The sequence below is a fragment of the Chryseobacterium populi genome (assembly GCF_000282115.1).
Lineage (GTDB): Bacteria > Bacteroidota > Bacteroidia > Flavobacteriales > Weeksellaceae > Chryseobacterium > Chryseobacterium populi.
Map to the genome: position 1 here is coordinate 39,456 of NZ_AKJY01000117.1, position 19,396 is coordinate 58,851.

Sequence of the window (19,396 nt, forward strand, 5' to 3'; positions counted from 1 at the left end):
AATAAAAAGCAAAATATAATTTGATAAAATGAAAATTTCTGTCATTATTCCTGTCTATAATGCTGAAAAGTATGTTTCCCAGGCTGTAGAATCTGCGCTTGGGCTTGAGGAAGTAACTGAAATCATTTTAGTAGAAGATAAATCACCTGATCATTCTTTACAGGTTTGCCGGAAATTAGCCTCAAGGTACGACAGAGTAAAATTATTTCAGCATCCCGATGAAAAAAATCATGGTGCCAGCGCAACCAGGAACCTTGGAATAGAGAAATCAACAGGAGATTTTATTGCATTCCTGGATGCGGATGATTATTATCTGTCCAACCGTTTTGATGCGGAAAGAGAGCTCTTTAGAAATCCTGAAATAGATGGAGTTTATGGTGCTTTAGGCGTACATTACTATTCTGAAAAGGCAAAAGAACAATATTATCCTCTTTTTAAAAACTCTTTAACTACAGTATATCAAAAACATGATCCGGAAGATGTTTTCCCGGGACTGCTTAATATGCGGGGAAGTTTCGGACTTTTCAGCATTGATGCTTTAACAGTTCGAAAAAGCTCTTTCAAAAAAATGAAAACCCTGTTTAAACCGAACCTGAGACTTCATGAAGATACCGAGTTTTTATTCAGGCTTTCATATTACCTTGATCTTTATCCCGGAATTATTGATAAAGCCGTGGCAATGAGAGGTGTTCATGAAAATAACAGGATCACCAAAGTGGATAAAAACAGGACTAAGCCCGGAGTTTCAAGAGTTATATTATGGAATGAGGTGAATAACTGGGCTCAAAACGAGAAAGCTGTTCCTGAAAATATAAAGCTTCATATTGAAAGAATGCTCCGGAGTTTTGAAATCGCAAATGTCCCGAGATTAAAAAAATGGACTATGATTGCTAAATATTTGCTTACAGATTATCAAAGTATAAGATCAGGCTTGTATAATATCAATTTTAGATATACCTTAGTCTCTTAATTCTTTAGATTAAAAACACAAGTACCGTTTAGTTATGACAACAATGAAAATATCTGTCATTATTCCCGTTTACAATGCAGAAAAGTATATTACCCAGGCCGTAGAATCTGCACTTCAATTTGAGGAAACCTATGAAATAATTCTTATAGAAGATAAATCCCCTGATAATGCACTGGAGGTTTGCAGGAAGTTAGCTGAGAATAATCCACGGATAAAGCTTTATCAACATCCTGATAAAAGGAATCACGGAGCCGGAGCAACCAGAAACTTAGGAATAGAAAAGGCTACAGGAGATTTTATTGCATTTTTGGATGCTGATGATTATTATTGTCCCAACCGTTTTGATGCAGAAAAAGAACTTTTTAAAAACCCAGAAGTTGAAGGGGTTTATGGTGCCATTGGAGTGCATTATTATTCTGAAAAAGCAAAGGAACAGTATTATAGTATTTTTAAAGACCACCTGACCACCGTTTACAAAAAGCATGATCCTGAATATGTTTTCCCTGGACTACTCAATATGCGTGGGAGCTTTGGACTTTTCAGCCTTGATGGCCTAACAATAAGGAAAAGTGCCTTAACAAAAGTAAATACAATCTTCAAAACCCATCTCAGGCTCCACCAGGATACGGAATTTATTTTCCGTTTATCCTATTATACCAATCTTTATCCCGGAATTATCGATCAGGCTGTAGCGATGAGGGGAGTACATGAAAATAACAGGATTACCCAGGTAGATTCTGGGAAAATAAAACCATCAATATCAAGGGTTTTACTTTGGAGAGAAGTCAATAAGTGGGCACAAAGTGAAAATTCAATTTCTGAAGATATAAAAACACATATTAAAAGAATGCTGAGAAGTTTCGAAATAGCTAACGCTTCCGCTCCAAAAAAATGGGCAATCATCTCGAAATATCTGGTTACTGATTTTCACAGTATCCGTTCAGGATTATACAATATTAATTTCAGAAAACACCTTTTTTAATGCTTCCGGTGTAAAGCAATTGAATCGGCAAGCCTTCCTGAAAGCACCTTACCTGATTCTTTATACATATGGGTCCCGTCACTATACAGATAATCAGCATATTGGGTCGTTAAATCGTAATAAGCAACATGATGTTTCGCTGCCATATTCTGTATCAACTTATTAAATTCAGGAAATTTTTTGTTTTCTATTTCTAATATTTTTTCTGTAGCCGGTATTCTCACCAGATATACCGTTCCTTTGTCTTTCAGGTACTCAATAATTTTCGAAAGGGCTGATAACCGTACATCAGATAGTTTTTGTTTTACCGACATATCTTTATAGAAATTAATCTTTTCAGACACTCTTTTGGATACCGAATCTTTTTGCATATCAACGGTAACCTCCATCCAGCCGTCCTTATGCAAATAGGTATTGGATTTTCCTGCTTCTTCTCTTTCTGTATATAATTTAAACCAGCTTCTGCCATAATGCTTCAGTAAATACTCATAATTGGGTGAGCAATCATAAAAATGCATATCTGTGAAAGGTGAATGTGACTGTTCTTCAGGATAGTCTTTCAGTCTTTTTACATTAACGTCTAAGGATAAGTTCCAGGGATTAACCGTTAAAATAAATATTCCGTTTTTGGTATCGGGATCTATTTTTCTTTTTAAAGCATCCAGATAAATCTGCCCATACGGTGACTGAACGATATTTAAAGAAAAATTATCAAATTTTTTTGCAAGCTTTTTCTCCAGTTCAGCCGGAACAATTCCCTGTGCTCCTCTAGAATCCCCCAGGATAATATTCTGAGGCTTTTCTACGGCAAAATGCATATAATTATTATCTGTATTCCCGTCCGCATAAAATCCCAGAATTCCAAACAGTAAAAGGATTCCCAACATATAGAATGATATTTTAAATAAAAACTTTTTCATGCTAAAACTGAAAATAGATAAACTCATTATTTCCGAAGTTGGCATAACGGACAATGATATAAATGATGATGATATACACTCCCCTTCTCACCCAGGGATTGAATCTCTCGATCTTCAGCCCATGCACTTTTTCCCTGTTGATCCATTCGATAATAAACATGACTGCAGTGAGTGCTAGTATTTTAATGGGAAATGGCTGTGGAATGCTAAGCAGTGTATTGCTGAATATTTTCTTTATGTAAGAAAATGCCTGGGCCACCGATTCTGCCCTGAAAAAAATCCAGGCGAAACACGTCAGTATAAAAGTAATCAGAATCTGGAAGATTTCTTTAGCAGATGGTAAAAATTTTCCCATTCCCGCTACCTCAAGATTCTGCCTGTTTTTATTGGTCACCAATAATGGCATAAAATATAAAGCGTTCAATCCGCCCCAGATAAGGAACGTCCAGTTTGCCCCATGCCAGAAACCCGAGACGAGAAAGATAATAAAGGTATTCCTGATCTTCATCCATAAACCGCCTTTGCTGCCTCCTAAAGGAATATAAAGATAATCCCTGAACCATGAAGAAAGTGAAATATGCCATCTTCGCCAAAATTCAGCAATATCTCTCGAAAAGTAAGGAAATGCAAAGTTTTTCAGCAACTCTACTCCAAACAACCTTGAAACACCCAATGCAATATCCGAATATCCCGAAAAATCCCCGTAAATCTGAAATGCAAATAAAACAGCTCCTAAAACCAGATTACTTGAACTTTCCGTATGGTAATTATTAAAAATCTCATTGACTAAAGGGGCACAGTTATCGGCAATGACCATTTTTTTGAAAAAGCCCCAAAGAATCTGTCGCATCCCATCTGCTGCCTGCTCGTAATTAAAGATCCTTTTTTTCTGGATTTGAGGTAAAAGATGAGTTGCCCTTTCAATGGGCCCGGCTACCAATAATGGAAAATAGCTTACAAATACAGCATAATCGATAAAGTTCCGTTCTGCTTTAATCCTTTTTTTATAAATATCAATAACATAGGAAAGCCCATGGAAAGTATAGAAGGAAATTCCAACAGGAAGAACGATATGCAATAACCAGACATTAGCCTTAAAACCGAAGCCTCCTAACAAATCAGCAAAGCTTCCGACAAAAAAATTATAATATTTAAAGAATCCCAGAAAACCGAGATTGATCACAATACTTAATGTCAGCCAAAATGTAGCTTCCTTATTGGTTTTACTTTTTTCAATCTGAATCCCGGATAAAAAATCCAGGCCGATAGAAAACATCAGTAAGAAAAGAAACCGCCAGTCCCAGCACGCATAAAAATAGAAACTGGCAACCAGCAACAGCAGATTCTGATGTTGGTATTTTTTATTAAAAACAAACCAATAAAGTATGAAAACTATAGGCAGAAAAACTAAAAAGCCAATGGAATTAAATAACATAGCGTTTTATAAAATTATTTTTTTATAAAAACACCTACATATTTACCTTCAAATTCCACCACCGTAGTTTCAATCTGATTTTTTTCGCAAAAATCCTGATAAGCCGAGTTATCTCCTATATCATCACTGATAAAAACCCCTCCGCTTCTTAAGTGCTTATACAATTCGTTATATGCCCAGACTCTTCCGTTGTAGCTTTTATCCGAGTCATAATGTATCACATCAAAATTCTGATTTTCCTCAAAAATCTTCGGTAAAGATTCTTTATCAGCAAAACGGAATAGCTTCCAGTGGGTTTTGAGGTTTTCAGGGACAATGTAGCCAACGTACTGATCTCCATTTTGCCCCAGATATGGCATATCAGAGCTGTATAAAGTACCATCTCTTTTTTCAAGAGATAATAAAGAAGCCAATGAAGACCATCCATAAGCAACTCCCGTTTCTACAACATTTTTTGCCTGGGTATATTCACAGGCATAATAAATCAGCTCAAGAGCTCCCGGACCGCCCATTGTAATTGGGCATTCCTTCTCTCTTTGTTCCGATTTTTCTAAAACATCATGAAATTCATTTCTGAAAGGAGCAATATTAATTCCTAAAAGCCGGGAAACTGCCTCTTGCTGTGAAATAGCTTTTGATTGTGCCCAGGAATGGGTTTTTTCTTTTCCTTTAAACGCATTATTCCTGTTTACTGTATTTTTCAGAATCTTCCTTCCCAATTCAGGATAAAGATCAGGTCTTTTCAGATAGCCGTAAAATGTTTTGAGAACCCTGGTAATTTCATTCATCGTGTAAAATCATAAGGGACAAAAATAGAAATTTTTCTCTAACTTTTGATTATTAATCCATTAAATTGCATTAATAAATCAAATGTTAAGCTCAGTTAAATCAGACTATAATTTTGATGATTTTTAAGCTGTATTTATGGTAAAATCTGGTTTTATTAATGAAATCAATTATCTTTACAGCGTTCATTTGAAGAAATTCAAACAGAAGGAGAAAAATAAAAAATTTTCATTTCAAAACACACAATGCCTGATCAAAAAAAAATAAAAATCCTTTTCAGACATCGTTCCATGGAAATGGGAGGCGTGGAAAAAGTGATTTTAAGCATGCTTAATCACCTCGACAGGAATCAATTTGAATTCACTGTTTGCCTTAATATCAACCAGGGAGAGCTACGGAATGAGTTTCCTGATCATGTAAAAAAAGTTTATATTACTGATGGTAAAGAGGATCTTTCAAAGAATTCAATCCTTCAAAAAATTCAACTGGTACGGAGAAGACTTAAGCTTAAAAAAGCACAGGAAGACCCGAGATTCACCGACCGGCTTTTGAAAGAAGATTATGATGTGGAAATTGCGCCTACCTATGCTGCTTTTGGATCCGTTTTAAACTCATCCAATAAAAATTCAAAGAAAATAGGCTGGTTTCATTCGGATATTACCCTCCCTAAACTTCAGCCTTTAGTTCCTGAAATTTTAAAACAAATCCCGGAGTTCGATTATTTTATCTTTGGTTCTCAACAGACTAAAGATATATTGATAGAAACTTATCCCGATCTGGAAATTCCCGAAAGCCAGGTTATTTTAAATGCGATTCCTATTGAAGAATTAAAGCAAAAAGCGGCGGCATTTAAGCCTGAATTCCCGGATAAGCCTGTCTTTGCATCCGTTGCAAGATTACATACAAGAAAAGGATTTCACAAGCTGCTGGAAGCTCATGCAAGATTATTGAAAGACGGCTTTGACCATCATATTGTAATCATAGGGGATGGCGAAGAAAAAGAAAATCTTAAAAAACAGGCTGAAAGCCTTGGTGTTAGCAATAGTTTTGAATTATTAGGCTCTATGATGAATCCTTATCCTTATGTGAAAAATGCAGACTTTTTTATACTTCCTTCCGAATCTGAAGGCTGGCCTTTAATTATTGCAGATACCCTGATCCTTCAAAAACCGATAATAGCAACTCATGTAGGAGGAATTCCGGAAATGATTACCCATAAGAAAAACGGCTACCTCATCAATTATGAAGTGGATGATATGTATGAATCGATGAAAAGTTTTCTTACCAGGCCAGAGCTTGTTTTCACAATCAAAGAGAATTTAAAGGATATTGAATTGCAATTTGACAATCAGAAGATTTTTGATGCCGTTGAAGATATCATTATTAACTTAGTAAAAAAATAAGCATGCTTTTGATATACCGGTTGATTCTAAAAATTCATACTTCTTACCTGTACATGATCCAGCAGATTTACCTTAAAATATGCATTGCAAAGGGTCTGAAAGTAGGTAAACATGTCCGTTTTGTAGAAGTTCCCCAATTCGGAACAGAACCGTTTCTCATTGAAATCGGTGATGAGACTACATTTTCGAATAACGTAAGATTTGTAAACCACGACGGCGGCCAGAATGCCCTGCATTTTTTTGACAAGTATAAAGATGTAAGGACTTTCGGAAGAATAAAAATCGGCCGGCAATGTCTTATCGGAGCTGATACCATCCTTATGCCCGGTATAGAGATGGAAGACAACTGTGTTTTAGGGGCAGGCTCTATTTTAACAACCTCAATGCCTAAAGGAAGCGTTTTTGCCGGAGTTCCTGCCAAATTCATCTGCACGATAGAAGAATACGGTGATAAATTACTGGCCAACAATGTAATGTACCCGAGAGAATTAGAGCTTGTGCGCCCTCAGCTGGAAGCTTACATCAGAGAACACCTTCCACACACTTACAAACCTGTAAAAAAATAAATGCCTGAAAAAAAGAAAATACTGATCAGAATAGGTTCTCTCCGTCATGGTGGAGCAGAAAAGGTACTCGTTACTTTTCTTAAAAATCTTCCGGAAGATCAATACGAAATCGATCTTCTTCTCAATCTATATTCCGGAAAATATTTACCGGAAGTTCCGGATTGGATCAATGTTGTTTATATCAATAAAGGAGAAATGATCACGACTAACCGGCTACAGGATATTCCTAAAAAAGCGGCGAGGGTTGTTTATCAAAAAATATTAAAAAAATTCCCTGATCTTCTTTACAAAGGAAAATTGCAGAGTAAAAAATACGATATCGAATTTGCCGCAATCCATGGAATGAGGGATGAAATTCTCAGCTCTCCCGTTCAGTCTTCTAAAAAAATAGTCTGGATTCATAATGACCTTTCACAGGTAAAAGGGTATACGGATGCTGAGATCCGTAAATTTTTCGGATTTGATAAAATAATGGTGATTTCTGAAAAAATTGAAAAATTATTCCTGGATCTCACGAAAAATGAAAATGAAAAAAATAAAATTGTAAAAATCTACAATCCTTTAGATACACAGGAAATCTTGACTAAAGCAGAAATGCCGGTTGCAAATTATGTGTTTGATCCCATTGTTCCCACTTTTGTTTCCGTCGGCACTGTTTTTCCACAAAAGGGATTCGACAGGCTTTTAAAAGTTCATAAAAAGCTGCTTGATGAAGGTTTTCAACATAAAATTTTGATCATTGGTGACGGCTATGATTTTGAAAATATCAAGAAACTGAAATCAGAACTGGGACTTGACGAGACTGCAATCATGCTGGGATTTACAGATAATCCGTATCCTTATTTCAAAAATGCAGATTTTTACATTTTAAGTTCGCGGTATGAAGGCTTCCCCACAGTTCTGTTTGAGGCCATCACACTGAAAAAGAAAATCATCTCTACCGAAGTTTCCGGAGCAAGAGAAATGCTTGGTAACGGAGCGCTCGGACTGGTTGTAGATAATTCGGAAGATGGAATTTATCAGGGCATAAAGCAGGCTCTTTTACAACCTGAAACATTTGCTGGATATGAAAACAGACTAAAGGAATATCAAATGCCTTTCAATCTGGAAAATTCTGTGAGTAAAATTACATCTATACTTGATGAACTGTAAACTTAAAGTAACAACCTCCACCATTTTTTAAGTTCAGAACAACAAAATGACGTATTAATTTGTCAAAATAAAACTTTGCGGGTAACTTATCCGGGAAACATTCAGATTCAATTGTAAAGATTTTTCTATTCTTTACGAAAGCCAGCCTAAATTACACTTACTTAAAAATCCTCCACACTTACTAAGTCTGACTTTATCCTCCAAACTAAATATCCTACACTTGTGAATAATCACAAGACTTTTTCGATCCTGATTATACAAATTCTAAAGGTTGGAATTAACCCTGAAAAGCAACCTTAAAAAGGAGTAAGGGACCATTAAACTATAAAAGCTATGAAAAAAATTGTCTTATCCGCAGTAACCATGGGGATCATTCTTTCCTCTTGCAGCAATAATGATTCTGATACTCCATCAACGGCAGATCAGAAAGCGTCACAGTCTGCAATGATGAAAACCAACCTTTTCAATCTGTCTCTTGATGATAAAAGGGCCTATCTGGAATCTATCCTGATGACTTCAGCCAAATATATTGTTTTAGAAGCCCAGAAAAGTGCTGAAGCAAGAAATGTTATTTACGCCGAGCTGGAAAAAAATATCGATGGTGATGATAATGCTTTGGTTGATATTTTCTACCAAAACATACCTGCTCTGTATACTAATCCTGAATTTAAAAACAGCCTAACCACTTTTAACGATTTAGAGGGCAGTAAATATTTTCCACAGGTTTTTATTTACAACTATAGCGGCTTAAAAGCTACCGGTAAAACCGGTACATCAAATCCTATTTTAACTGTTTTCTATACCGGTGATGAAACGCAAACATCTGCAAAAGCATATGCGCTTAATTCATCAGGGAACTGGGAATTTGTAAAAATGGTAGACGAGCAGACCATTGAAAATGAAGAAGTATGGGTTTTCTCATTAAATGAAACTTTTGTTAATACAATCGATTTATCCGTACTGCCAAAAGATGTTGTTCCTACTGCCCAGAAAGGGCCTTCTGCTCCACCCCCGGACGACCGTTGCCAGGACGGAATTCATTATTGGCCGTATTTTGAATATATGACCATAAGAAAACATAATGAGTCTTTCTTCGCGGGAAAAAGTGATATCTGGACCAAAACATATACGGCTTGGGATACTCCAAACAGTGTAAACCCTTGTAATTCTTCATTACCTAAGCTTATGTGGACCAACAATCCAAGTGGTGAAGTCTTTATCAGAAAATTCATGAGATATATGATTCCCAATACCTCCCTTTATGTCGTATGTGGCTACGCAGGGTCATGGGATCCGGGGCCTGCAAATGCAAACGGATGGCAGGGAAATGCATTTAATTATGTGATTTTTGAAAAAGATTCGTGGCCAACAGGGGTAAGATTCACAGATATCAATAATAACGGTTTCAACGCCTCTCATCAATACCGTTCCGCCGATGATTATTATGATAAGGGGATTATCCTGCACTGGAGCAGTACCGGCCCCCATATGAATGGCTATTCAAGAAATATTAGTGGCCAAATCAAATTTAATTCGAGATTATAACCACCTGATCCAATAGGGCTGCTGTTTACTACGGCAGCCTTTTATTTATTAAATAATGTCATTCAGCCCAATAATCGGATTTTCGTTTTTCCTGATTTTAATTCTAAAGTATTTTTTATAAATTGCTGCTTTAAACAGGCTCTAACTTTGTGACATGTCAGAAAAACATTCCCTTATTCAAAAAGATTTTTATCGCGAAAGTGGAAAATGGCTTTCAAGGTTTGAAATCTGGGCAAAATGCATTAACCCAAATCTTCATTTTATCTATCTTTTGAGAAAAACTCAGGAATATAAGAAAAGGTCTCTGCCCGGGGCTTTCTGGAGATTTGTGCTCCGGCATCACCAGATTAAATATGGTTTCCAGATTTACCCTGAAACAGAAATCGGGGAAGGCTTTTACCTCGGACATTGGGGCAGCCTGGTTATCAACCCTAATGCTAAAATCGGGATCAATTGCAATATTGCACAAGGTGTGACCATCGGACAGCAGAACAGAGGAAAAAATGAAGGTTTTCCTAACATTGGTAATGAAGTCTGGATTGGTCCTAATGCAGTAATTGTAGGAGGAATCACGATAGGGGATAATGTTTTGATCGGTCCGAATTCGTATGTTAATTTTGATGTTCCGCCCAATTCTGTAGTTATTGGAAATCCCGGAAAAATTTATTCCACTGAAAATGCAACCGACGGATATATCAATAATAAAGTATAGATCTCATTACACTGTTGGATTTACTCATTTGATTTCCGATTTCTTTTTCATTAAGTGTTGCAACAATCTGGTTCCTTAAACTATTTTTTAAGGAAATTTAAGATTATTTTAATTTCCGGATGTTTAATTAAAATTTATAGTTTGTATTTTTATGTTTAGTTTTTGAATTATTCAATTAATATTATAGTTCATTAAAAAACAGAAAAGGCAGCTTTATTCAATAGTATATATGATTTTAAACATATTCTCATATTAAACTTTGTTAAAAGTGATTGCTTTTTCATCAAAAACTATATTTTTGCATAATTATTGATTCAGTCTATTGAATTTAAAAATAATTTAAACGAAATAAATAATTATAAATCTTAAAAATTTTATTTTATGTCACAATCGTACGAAGTTATTTTTGAAAACAACAGAAAATGGGTAGAGTCTAAACTTTCAACAGACCCTCATTTCTTTGAAGAGCTTGCTAAAACTCAGCATCCTGACTATTTATATATCGGATGTTCAGACAGCAGGGCTACTGCAGAAGAACTGATGGGCGCCAAACCTGGAGAAGTTTTTGTTCACAGAAACATTGCTAATGTGGTCAACACTCTGGACATGAGTTCAACAGCGGTTATTCAGTATGCTGTAGAACACCTGAGAGTAAAGCACATTATTGTTTGCGGACATTACAACTGTGGAGGTGTAAAAGCAGCGATGACTCCTGAGGATTTAGGATTATTAAATCCATGGTTGAGAAACATTCGTGATGTTTACAGATTGCACCAGGCAGAGCTTGATTCTATCGAGGACGATGGTAAACGTTATGACAGACTTGTGGAACTTAATGTTCTTGAGCAGTGCATCAACGTGATTAAGATGGCTTGTGTACAGGAAAGATACATCCTTGAAGAGTATCCTATCGTTCACGGCTGGGTGTTTGACCTTAGAACCGGAAAAATTATTGATCTGGAGATTGATTTCGAAAAAGTATTGAAAGACATCCAAAAGATCTATAATCTTACGGAATCTAACTGGGTAATGAACAGAAAGACCAAATAACCTGTTCAAAAAAAGAATGTGAAATGAAATTCTGGAGTATTATTGTATTGACGATTTTTCTAAATTTTACAGCGTTGCCAGGCATTGCTGCAGTGGCCGGGTGGGATTTAGCAAGAACCAATGTGATACTGAATGAAGAAGAACCACACTCTCATCCTACCTCTTTTATTGTTTACGAAAAAACACTTCCAAAAACTTTAGATGTATTCGATTACCTGAAGTTTTTTGAACCTGATCTCAAAGACAGGTCTTTTGTGCTGATAGATGATTCTTTTCATCTGTCGCCTTTACTCACTATATTTTCTCCGCCTCCGGAAGCTTAATTTTCAGGTAAGATTATTAATAAATATTCATATCATTTTTGATATTGGATACACATGCTTTAAAATTAAATTTCCAATCTTTTATAATTGATATGGTAAGAATAAGCCGGTCAGTTATATCGTAGTATTTTTCAACATCATCATGAAAAAAACAAAATCATTATTAGGAGGAATCAAGGAGAATTTCCCTTCAGGACTCGTTGTATTTTTAGTAGCACTCCCATTGTGTTTAGGAATTGCCCTGGCATCGGGAGCACCACCACTATCCGGAATTATTGCGGGTATCGTGGGCGGATTAGTCGTAGGGTTTCTTAGTAATTCGAATATTTCGGTATCAGGCCCTGCTGCAGGTTTAACAGCAATTGTTTTAACGGCAATTACTGATTTGGGTGCATTTGAGCTTTTCCTTTGTGCAGGTATCATTGCAGGCCTTATTCAGTTGGTTCTGGGATTTGTAAGAGCGGGAAGCATTTCCAATTATTTTCCCAATAACGTGATTGAAGGAATGCTTGCAGCCATAGGTATTATTATTATTTTAAAACAGATCCCACACGCTTTGGGATTTGATAAAGATTATGAAGGCCATGAATCTATATTTGACAATGGCTTAAACTTTAATTATTTCGGAGAATTATTTAATGCAATTCACCCCGGAGCAGTTTTAGTCACTTTAGTTTCCGTAGCTATTCTTTTGGCCTGGGATAAAATCCCCGTTCTGAAAAGAATGAAAATGCTTCCGGGAGCTCTGGTTGCTGTAGTGGCCGGAATTTTATTAAATGAGGTTTTTAAAATGACAGATAGCGGATTGGCTATTGAAACGCAGCATCTGGTTTCTTTACCGGTTCCAAAATCTATTGACGATTTCAAAAATTTAATCATCATGCCGGATTTTAACGGATTTACCAATCCAAAAATCTGGATCGTGGGCGCAACTATTGCTATTGTAGCTTCCATTGAAACATTACTTTGTATCGAAGCATCAGACCGGCTCGATAACCAGAGAAGAATTACAGATACAAACCTTGAGCTTAAAGCCCAGGGAATCGGAAACATGATCAGTGCATTTATCGGCGGGCTCCCAATGACTTCCGTTGTGGTAAGAAGTTCTGCCAATGCTAATGCGGGCGCTACTTCTAAGGCTTCCGCAATGATTCATGGGCTTTTATTATTAGTATGTGTGCTTTCCATTCCTTTTTTATTAAATTTAATTCCGTTGGCTACTTTGGCTGCTGTCTTAATTTTAGTAGGGTATAAACTTGCAAAGCCGGCTACATTCAAACATTTCTGGCATTTAGGAAAATTCCAGTTTATCCCTTTTGTAGCAACGGTGGTAGCTGTAGTCGCTACAGACCTGTTAAAAGGAGTAGGAATCGGTCTGGCGATTTCCATTTTCTATATATTACAGGGAAATATGAAACGTGCTTATTATTTAAGCAGAGAAAAGCTGGATGATGCTGATGGAATTACCATTAAGCTTGCTGAGGAAGTATCTTTCTTAAATAAAGCTGCAATTAAAAAGACTTTAAAAAATATCAAATCCAATTCTACGGTAAGTATTGACGCAAGAGGAACTTCCTATATTGCAACGGATGTCCTCGAAATGATTCAGGATTTTGCCAATATCCGTGCGAAAGAAGAAGATATCAATGTGGAGCTTTTAGGCTTTAAAACCACTTATAAGGATTATGAAAGGGATGAAGATTCCCATATCGTAATCACCCACAGAAGAGCTATGTAGAAGATCAGATTGGAAATTAATGATAAAGTACAATATAAAGGTCACCGGTTCCGGTGGCCTTTTCTGATTAATTAAAAGCAAACTATCGGTACCAAGCTGAAAAATACTTAATTTTGAATAAAATAACCGGACTACAAATATCTTATTATTCCTTATGAAACTACAGATCCATATACTTCTTGCCGGGCTTTTGCTATTCCTGAACGGAGTTTCAAAAGCACAGGAAGTTTCAAACAGAAAGGCAGTGAATGATACCCTGAATTATCTTAAAAAATTTGAAACCAATAAAGAGAAATATGTAGGAAAATCTTTTTCGCGACTGCTAAAAGATCTGGCTCAAATGCACCCGAAAACGGCAAAATCAACATTTAATGATGACCAGGCCCGTTCCATACCCAGTACAATATTCGGGTTCTCCGGTAAAGCACCGGATTCCGGCAACGAAATTATTTTACTCGTTAAATGGAAAGCAGACAATATCCCCACGACTCCAATAGAGTTTTCCGAACAGGAACATAACTACCGTTTTACCGTAAGCGAAAAGAATTTCTTCATGAAGAAAGTTGTGAAGGATATCATCGTCTACAAATAAACAAAACCTCCTGAGGTGGAGGTTTATATTATAATTTATTTTTAATTATTTTCCGTTAAAAGCGGACATGGTATTGTTGATTCCGGCAAAAACAAATGATAGCGAAGCTTTGGCAAATTTTTCAATTCTTTCGGAAAGCTTTTCTTTCTCTTCCTCACTCCATGTTCCAAGAACATAATCAACCTGTCGGCCTTCTGAAAAATCAGCCGATATTCCGAAACGTAATCTGGCATAATTCTGGGTCTGCAATACTTCATTAATGTTTTTAAGCCCGTTGTGGCCGGCATCGGAACCTTTCATTTTCATTCTTAAAGTTCCGAACGGCAATGCAAGGTCATCGGTAATGATCAATACATTTTCCAAAGGGATATTTTCTTTCTGCATCCAGTATCTTACGGCATTTCCGGAAAGATTCATATAGGTATCGGGCTTTAAGACCAATACTTTTCTGCCTTTATATTTTCCTTCAGCCATCCAACCGAAATTGGTAGTGTTAAATGAAACTTCGAGGGTTTCTGCGATTTTCTCGGCAACTTTAAATCCTATATTATGTCGTGTATTTTCATATTCAGGGCCTTTATTTCCGAGGCCGACTATTAAATATTTCATTAGAAATTTTTTGCAAAATTAAGCGATAAAAAATAAAAACTCAATCCTTAAAAGAATTGAGTTTAAAATATTAATAAAATTATTTTTTTATAAAGGCTTATAGATAAAATTAATTCCGAATCCTTTGGTAACATAAGTCTGAGGATCGTAGTTATAATCTGTACTGAATATAGCCGGTACCGGAATTGGAGTCGTAAGGTCTGTGATCGCCATTCTCTTAGGACTGTTCGGTGATAATATCAAGCTTCTTCTGTCATTAATTTCTGTTGATAAAAGTACAGAAACTTTATAGGCAAACGGCAATAATGTATAAGGACTGATCCGGGTATCAAAGTTTGAATAATCATATCCTAATTTGGTAATAGCCGGGCTGAACACCCCTCCGCTCATAGGCCCGTAATGTCTTACAACACCGGAAATATTGTCTCCTAAATAGGTATATGCTGTTTTAGAATAATTCGTATAATCAAACGGTGTTCCCGGCACTTCTTCCCCGGTTTTCATAATAATAGAATCCAGCTTGCTTGTTGCAGCTGCATACTTCAGATTATAAAGTGTTTTTGTTTTTCTTAAAAGGGCAAAAGGATTCGGAGTTGTAGCCGGTGGAACCAAAGGAGGTCTTCTGTATACCCAACGGTTTTCAGAGATGGTCTGAACTCTTCCGGATTGTCCGTAAGTGAAGATCTGAGAATAAGATATACTGTCCTCATCCAGTGCTCCGTCATTATCCAAATCAAGGAATCCTCTGAAATCAATTTTGCTTATTTTGTCCCCGCTATACATTACATCTGTAATAGAAGCACCTTTTGTAAGGACTCTCGATAAAAGCAACCCGTTATAATGATATTCTGCGGTTGTGTCTGTATCTGTAATTTCTCTGTATAACGCTCTTGGCCCGTTTAAGCCCTGATTGTTATGCATATCCAATAAGGGATTACCATCTTCATCAATTAAATCTTTACAAGAATGTATAGAAGAAAGCCCTGCTAATAATAAAATAAAATAGAAAAATCGTTTCATTCCAAAGGGGGATTATTTATATTCCCACAAATATAATTTTTTTTTACAAAAAAATTATACATTTATTCATTTTATAACAAAAGTAGCAATCAAATATGCTGCCTAGAGTGGTTTGTAAATATATTTCTGCGTCTGGCTCTGGTCTGAAACCGGATAATTCTGTGAATCATATAAATAAGTCTTCGGTGCATTGATAGGAGGCAGAGGCGAAGGAAATACAACATTCAGGGTCTGGGGATTATTCGCAGATAGGGTGTAGAAATTGGCCGGATGTAATAAACTCCAGATTATAAAAAATGTTTTGGGAAGCGTTGTGTATGGACTGATTTTACCATCATAATTCTGATAACCGTAAGTAGTAGATACCCCGGTAGACATATCCGGGTTACCATTAGAGTCTGTCATTCCCGCCTTCCAGATTACTTTTTCCACATTATCACCCGAATAAGTAAGCGTGCTTTCTTTAAACTGGATATATGCAGATGTCCCGGCAGGCTTTATTCTTTCAAGGATTTTTGAAATCTTTCCGGCAGAATCATAGCTATAGGTATAATTGCTTTCAGTGGAGACTACAGAGTTTGCACTCATACTTCCCGTTGTTCCTGAAATTCTTCCGTTACCGTCATAAGTAATATTATAATCATACGTTAAAGCCCCTGCGGCGTTTGATACGAACTTAACTTTTGAGATCCTGTTATTTGTGTAGGTCACAGTTCCTGTCAGATAATTATTAGGTCCGCCTTCATCTTTAAAAATTGCTTTTTCAAGAAATCCTGCAGTGGTAACGTATTCTTCATTCACAACATTGTTTACGGTCACTTTTTCAAGAATACGGGGTCCTGTAATCGTTGTACCGCCACCATTACCGCCATTCCCTCCGGAAGGATTATTCGGGTTATTAAGGCTGTTATTGATAGGATCTGCAGTCGTATTATCACAAGATAAAAGAAACCCGAAGAGCATACAGAAGCATGCTTTCAAAAAGTAATTTTTGCTCATAGTTGATTAATTTTTTAGCTGTCAAATATAATTTATTTTCTATTATTTGTGATATTTAACAAAAAAAAATCTAAAAGAATATCTTTTAGATTTTTATATTTCTGAATAGATCCGAAACAATTAATAAGGTTGCAATACTGAGGTCGTCAGTACAGATTGGGCCATATCAGCATTTAAAAAAGTAGCATTTACGGCTTTTCCGACCCCTAAAGTCCCGGCATTTAAATTCCTTTTTGTACAGGCAGCTTTTACACTGTAATTATTTTTAGGAGTAAGGTTCGTCAATGTTGCATTAAGATTAAAGATCTTATTTGTCCCGTCACCGCCTAATAAAACATCTGTTCTTACCGCTCTAAGCCTATTATCTACAAAAATACCACACGCAAAACTTATGGAAGCATTAGTATTGGCTGTCTTCTGGGCTGTCGTCTGAAAAGTAAACGTTACTTTATTGGTAGCATTGGTAATGGAAAAAGTATCTGAAGCCCCAGTAAGAACCGTCCATGTAGCATCCAAAGCTGCATTTTCAGTATAAGGTGATGTTGAGCCGTTTGAACCGCTAAAAGTTGCTCCGGCCTGATCAGCAACGGTATTCATAGAAAATAAAGACATACTTCCTTCTCCATCTGCAATTTTTATCGCTTTCCAGTCATTGGTTGCCAGGGTACTGTTATTATGAAAAATATCCCCTGCAATACCGGCGTTTCCTTTCTGTGTATTGTTTCCCCCTACTCTCATTTCTCGTCTCAGGTTCAGATCACCGTTAATATCCAGAGTATTTACAGGTGTTGAAGTATTAATTCCGACCTGGGCTTTCAACAGGCCGGCAGAAGATATTAGGATTAAAAATATTTTTTTCATGTGTTTTTAGTCTAAAATTGTGTTAAATACTTGAGGAACCTCATATACATCTACTTTCAGGGAAGATTGGGCAATGAAGCTGTCGATATTGGTAGCCACATTAATCCCGATGCCTAATGTAACATTGGTAGTGGTATAGGATTTCAGTCTTGAGCAGGCAACACTGATGGTATGCTGGCCTTTCGTCAGGTTTTCAATAATCCCGATCTGATTATGGGTTAAAAAGGGGTTGGCCGCGCTGCTGGCCTTTAAGTTTCCCTGTCTTAGATTTACCAGCTTGTTATCCACAAAGATTCCGCATGCATAATCTACAGAGCTATCTGTCGTTCCGTTTGCTGCAAAATCAGCATGTACAACTGTTTCAAACTGGAAATAAGTTTTGCTTTCAGTACTGTAAACATTAATAGGCTGAGTTAAAGATGCAATTTTTTTAAACCTGTTGAAAGTGCTGAAATCGGCTCCTTTCACAAATGTTGTTGACCTTGAGGATGCAGAAGTAGATTCTTCGGCACTGGTAAACTTCACTCCTGTTCTGTCTGAAAAAGAGTTATTGAAGATCAGATAGAATTTATTCGGTTCATATTCGGGGATTCTGAGTGTTTTCCAGATCGGGGGATATCCTTCTCCCTGCGAAACCAGGATCTGGTCATTCGTTCCCTGGGAAAGGCTGTTGTCTGTAGCGTTCAATACAACCAGTTTATCACGAAGGTTATAGTCGCCGTTCACATCTAATTTTGCGTTTGGCCCGGCAGTATTGATCCCCACCTGGGCATAGAGAGATAATCCTATAGTTAAAAATAGGATAGAAAATATTTTATTCATGAATTAATTGGCTTTGTAAGTTACGTATTCGATGATATCAACTTTGAGAGTAGATTCTAAAGTAAAAGCATTGGAAACCGTATTGGTATCTGCAATATTCCGTCCGATAGCAAACTGGCTGTTAACATTAGATGTTGCGATCTTCCTGCATGCAACTTCGATTTTCTGATCTCCCAAAGGCACATTCAGTTCCGTATAATTCAGCGTAAAAATATAATCCTGAATCCCTAATTTTTCACTGTTGTTGTTTGAAGATACTTTATCCGGGCGAACGGCAACAAGCTTACCACCCCTGAATACTCCACAAGTAAAGCTGATGTTCTGTGAAGTGGTGGCTGAAGGTGCTTTCAGTTCAATTCCAGTCTGGAACTGATAGGTGATTCTGTTTTTTGCATTCTTTACCGTAAAATTATTTTCAAGACCTGCAATTTTCACCCATTTACCTTTGTTGGTTTCCGTGACATTATCCCCAACACTGTTGTTGTAGATATTATCACCGGCAATACCATTGGATAAAGTAGTAATTCCTTTCTGATCTAATGACAGATACGAATTGATCAATTTGTACTGTCCTTCCTCCATAAAAGCCACATTAACGGACTTCCATACCGGAGGTAAATTTTCTCCCTGCGAAACCAGCACCTGGCCGTTTAATCCCGCATTTCCGACTTGAGACGAAGTACCGCCTAGTCTTAGCTCTCTTCTTAAGGTTGTTTTCCCATTCACATCAAGAGTAGAATTGGGCGTATCTATCCCAATTCCCACCTGAGCGTGAGTGTAGATTGAGCATAGCACAACCACGAAATAATTTAAAGTGTTTTTCATAATAAGGGTTGCAAAGATACAATTTTTTCAACCGTAAACCCTTATTATATAATGATTTATATCATAGAAATAAGCCAACTATTATA

At 36.7% G+C, this 19,396-nt stretch carries 20 protein-coding genes; 11 read left to right on the forward strand and 9 right to left on the reverse strand.

The genetic code is table 11. The features are described 5' to 3' along the window. Positions 1 to 28: 28 nt before the first annotated feature. Together PMI13_RS19895 and PMI13_RS19900 are read left to right on the forward strand one after the other, a co-directional pair. Positions 29 to 970 carry a glycosyltransferase family 2 protein gene (locus PMI13_RS19895; protein ID WP_007847239.1) on the forward strand — a complete coding sequence of 314 codons (942 nt, stop codon included), beginning with the start codon at positions 29 to 31 and terminating at the stop codon, positions 968 to 970. A 43-nt stretch (positions 971 to 1,013) separates the two neighbouring features. Continuing rightward, positions 1,014 to 1,952, forward strand: coding sequence for a glycosyltransferase family 2 protein (locus PMI13_RS19900; protein WP_034670353.1), 939 nt, complete (start codon positions 1,014 to 1,016; stop codon positions 1,950 to 1,952). On the opposite strand, the gene PMI13_RS19905 is transcribed toward PMI13_RS19900, so the two are convergent. From PMI13_RS19905 to PMI13_RS19915, 3 genes are read right to left on the reverse strand one after another with little or no spacing between them, the layout of a single operon-like run. After that, positions 1,949 to 2,872 (reverse strand): hypothetical protein, encoded by a 924-nt coding sequence (locus tag PMI13_RS19905; protein WP_034670352.1) that lies wholly within the window; start codon positions 2,870 to 2,872, stop codon positions 1,949 to 1,951. The genes PMI13_RS19900 and PMI13_RS19905 overlap by 4 nt on opposite strands. Position 2,873: 1 nt before the next feature. Then, on the reverse strand, positions 2,874 to 4,307 hold the full coding sequence (locus tag PMI13_RS19910; RefSeq protein ID WP_007847271.1) for an MBOAT family O-acyltransferase: 1,434 nt from the start codon (positions 4,305 to 4,307) through the stop codon (positions 2,874 to 2,876). 14 nt (positions 4,308 to 4,321) lie between these two features. Next, positions 4,322 to 5,095 (reverse strand): class I SAM-dependent methyltransferase, encoded by a 774-nt coding sequence (locus PMI13_RS19915; RefSeq protein ID WP_007847275.1) that lies wholly within the window; start codon positions 5,093 to 5,095, stop codon positions 4,322 to 4,324. A gap of 243 nt (positions 5,096 to 5,338) precedes the next feature. On the opposite strand from PMI13_RS19915, the gene PMI13_RS19920 reads away from it, so the two are divergent. The 9 genes from PMI13_RS19920 to PMI13_RS19960 all read left to right on the forward strand — a co-directional run bounded on the left by PMI13_RS19920 (position 5,339) and on the right by PMI13_RS19960 (position 14,174). Beyond that, positions 5,339 to 6,496, forward strand: a complete 1,158-nt coding sequence (locus PMI13_RS19920) for a glycosyltransferase (protein ID WP_007847277.1) — start codon at positions 5,339 to 5,341, stop codon at positions 6,494 to 6,496. Positions 6,497 to 6,498: 2 nt separating this feature from the next. Next, positions 6,499 to 7,062 (forward strand): acyltransferase, encoded by a 564-nt coding sequence (locus PMI13_RS19925; protein ID WP_007847279.1) that lies wholly within the window; start codon positions 6,499 to 6,501, stop codon positions 7,060 to 7,062. Next, positions 7,063 to 8,214, forward strand: a complete 1,152-nt coding sequence (locus tag PMI13_RS19930) for a glycosyltransferase (RefSeq protein ID WP_007847281.1) — start codon at positions 7,063 to 7,065, stop codon at positions 8,212 to 8,214. It abuts the gene before it with no gap. 333 nt (positions 8,215 to 8,547) lie between these two features. After that, positions 8,548 to 9,759, forward strand: coding sequence for a hypothetical protein (locus PMI13_RS19935; RefSeq protein WP_007847284.1), 1,212 nt, complete (start codon positions 8,548 to 8,550; stop codon positions 9,757 to 9,759). A gap of 154 nt (positions 9,760 to 9,913) precedes the next feature. Continuing rightward, positions 9,914 to 10,471: a serine acetyltransferase gene (locus PMI13_RS19940; protein WP_007847287.1), complete on the forward strand. Its 558-nt coding sequence runs from the start codon at positions 9,914 to 9,916 to the stop codon at positions 10,469 to 10,471. 381 nt (positions 10,472 to 10,852) lie between these two features. Beyond that, on the forward strand, positions 10,853 to 11,521 hold the full coding sequence (locus tag PMI13_RS19945; protein WP_007847299.1) for a carbonic anhydrase: 669 nt from the start codon (positions 10,853 to 10,855) through the stop codon (positions 11,519 to 11,521). A 23-nt stretch (positions 11,522 to 11,544) separates the two neighbouring features. Next, positions 11,545 to 11,844: a hypothetical protein gene (locus tag PMI13_RS19950; RefSeq protein ID WP_007847301.1), complete on the forward strand. Its 300-nt coding sequence runs from the start codon at positions 11,545 to 11,547 to the stop codon at positions 11,842 to 11,844. A gap of 142 nt (positions 11,845 to 11,986) precedes the next feature. Then, positions 11,987 to 13,582 carry a SulP family inorganic anion transporter gene (locus PMI13_RS19955; RefSeq protein WP_007847302.1) on the forward strand — a complete coding sequence of 532 codons (1,596 nt, stop codon included), beginning with the start codon at positions 11,987 to 11,989 and terminating at the stop codon, positions 13,580 to 13,582. 154 nt (positions 13,583 to 13,736) lie between these two features. After that, a complete protein-coding gene (locus tag PMI13_RS19960) occupies positions 13,737 to 14,174 on the forward strand; it encodes a hypothetical protein (protein WP_007847303.1) in 438 nt (145 codons plus the stop codon). A 45-nt stretch (positions 14,175 to 14,219) separates the two neighbouring features. Here the strand turns inward: PMI13_RS19960 and pth are convergent, their stop codons facing one another. From pth to PMI13_RS19990, 6 genes are all read right to left on the reverse strand, one after another. Beyond that, the gene (gene pth / locus PMI13_RS19965; RefSeq protein WP_007847304.1) at positions 14,220 to 14,783 is read right to left on the reverse strand and encodes an aminoacyl-tRNA hydrolase; all 564 of its coding nucleotides are present in this window, start codon (positions 14,781 to 14,783) and stop codon (positions 14,220 to 14,222) included. Between the two features lie 87 nt (positions 14,784 to 14,870). Next, positions 14,871 to 15,803, reverse strand: coding sequence for a hypothetical protein (locus PMI13_RS19970; protein ID WP_007847305.1), 933 nt, complete (start codon positions 15,801 to 15,803; stop codon positions 14,871 to 14,873). A 102-nt stretch (positions 15,804 to 15,905) separates the two neighbouring features. After that, entirely contained in the window at positions 15,906 to 16,802 is an 897-nt protein-coding gene (locus PMI13_RS19975) for a hypothetical protein (RefSeq protein ID WP_007847306.1), read from the reverse strand. 120 nt (positions 16,803 to 16,922) lie between these two features. Beyond that, complete coding sequence (locus tag PMI13_RS19980; protein WP_007847307.1) at positions 16,923 to 17,663, reverse strand: hypothetical protein; 741 nt, start codon at positions 17,661 to 17,663, stop codon at positions 16,923 to 16,925. Positions 17,664 to 17,669: 6 nt separating this feature from the next. Then, complete coding sequence (locus tag PMI13_RS19985; protein WP_007847308.1) at positions 17,670 to 18,485, reverse strand: hypothetical protein; 816 nt, start codon at positions 18,483 to 18,485, stop codon at positions 17,670 to 17,672. 3 nt (positions 18,486 to 18,488) lie between these two features. Then, on the reverse strand, positions 18,489 to 19,310 hold the full coding sequence (locus PMI13_RS19990) for a hypothetical protein (protein WP_007847310.1): 822 nt from the start codon (positions 19,308 to 19,310) through the stop codon (positions 18,489 to 18,491). Between the last annotated feature and the right edge of the window lie 86 nt (positions 19,311 to 19,396).

Bases quoted from the DNA above. Each gene is read 5' to 3' on its own strand.
- PMI13_RS19935 (WP_007847284.1), top strand. From the start codon at position 8,548: ATGAAAAAAATTGTCTTATCCGCAGTAACCATGGGGATCATTCTTTCC.
- PMI13_RS19915 (WP_007847275.1), bottom strand. From the start codon at position 5,095: ATGAATGAAATTACCAGGGTTCTCAAAACATTTTACGGCTATCTGAAA.
- PMI13_RS19910 (WP_007847271.1), bottom strand. From the start codon at position 4,307: ATGTTATTTAATTCCATTGGCTTTTTAGTTTTTCTGCCTATAGTTTTC.
- PMI13_RS19955 (WP_007847302.1), top strand. From the start codon at position 11,987: ATGAAAAAAACAAAATCATTATTAGGAGGAATCAAGGAGAATTTCCCT.
- PMI13_RS19895 (WP_007847239.1), top strand. From the start codon at position 29: ATGAAAATTTCTGTCATTATTCCTGTCTATAATGCTGAAAAGTATGTT.
- PMI13_RS19950 (WP_007847301.1), top strand. From the start codon at position 11,545: ATGAAATTCTGGAGTATTATTGTATTGACGATTTTTCTAAATTTTACA.
- PMI13_RS19930 (WP_007847281.1), top strand. From the start codon at position 7,063: ATGCCTGAAAAAAAGAAAATACTGATCAGAATAGGTTCTCTCCGTCAT.
- PMI13_RS19960 (WP_007847303.1), top strand. From the start codon at position 13,737: ATGAAACTACAGATCCATATACTTCTTGCCGGGCTTTTGCTATTCCTG.
- PMI13_RS19975 (WP_007847306.1), bottom strand. From the start codon at position 16,802: ATGAGCAAAAATTACTTTTTGAAAGCATGCTTCTGTATGCTCTTCGGG.
- PMI13_RS19990 (WP_007847310.1), bottom strand. From the start codon at position 19,310: ATGAAAAACACTTTAAATTATTTCGTGGTTGTGCTATGCTCAATCTAC.
- PMI13_RS19945 (WP_007847299.1), top strand. From the start codon at position 10,853: ATGTCACAATCGTACGAAGTTATTTTTGAAAACAACAGAAAATGGGTA.
- pth (WP_007847304.1), bottom strand. From the start codon at position 14,783: ATGAAATATTTAATAGTCGGCCTCGGAAATAAAGGCCCTGAATATGAA.
- PMI13_RS19970 (WP_007847305.1), bottom strand. From the start codon at position 15,803: ATGAAACGATTTTTCTATTTTATTTTATTATTAGCAGGGCTTTCTTCT.
- PMI13_RS19925 (WP_007847279.1), top strand. From the start codon at position 6,499: ATGCTTTTGATATACCGGTTGATTCTAAAAATTCATACTTCTTACCTG.
- PMI13_RS19905 (WP_034670352.1), bottom strand. From the start codon at position 2,872: ATGAAAAAGTTTTTATTTAAAATATCATTCTATATGTTGGGAATCCTT.
- PMI13_RS19900 (WP_034670353.1), top strand. From the start codon at position 1,014: ATGAAAATATCTGTCATTATTCCCGTTTACAATGCAGAAAAGTATATT.
- PMI13_RS19940 (WP_007847287.1), top strand. From the start codon at position 9,914: ATGTCAGAAAAACATTCCCTTATTCAAAAAGATTTTTATCGCGAAAGT.
- PMI13_RS19920 (WP_007847277.1), top strand. From the start codon at position 5,339: ATGCCTGATCAAAAAAAAATAAAAATCCTTTTCAGACATCGTTCCATG.
- PMI13_RS19985 (WP_007847308.1), bottom strand. From the start codon at position 18,485: ATGAATAAAATATTTTCTATCCTATTTTTAACTATAGGATTATCTCTC.
- PMI13_RS19980 (WP_007847307.1), bottom strand. From the start codon at position 17,663: ATGAAAAAAATATTTTTAATCCTAATATCTTCTGCCGGCCTGTTGAAA.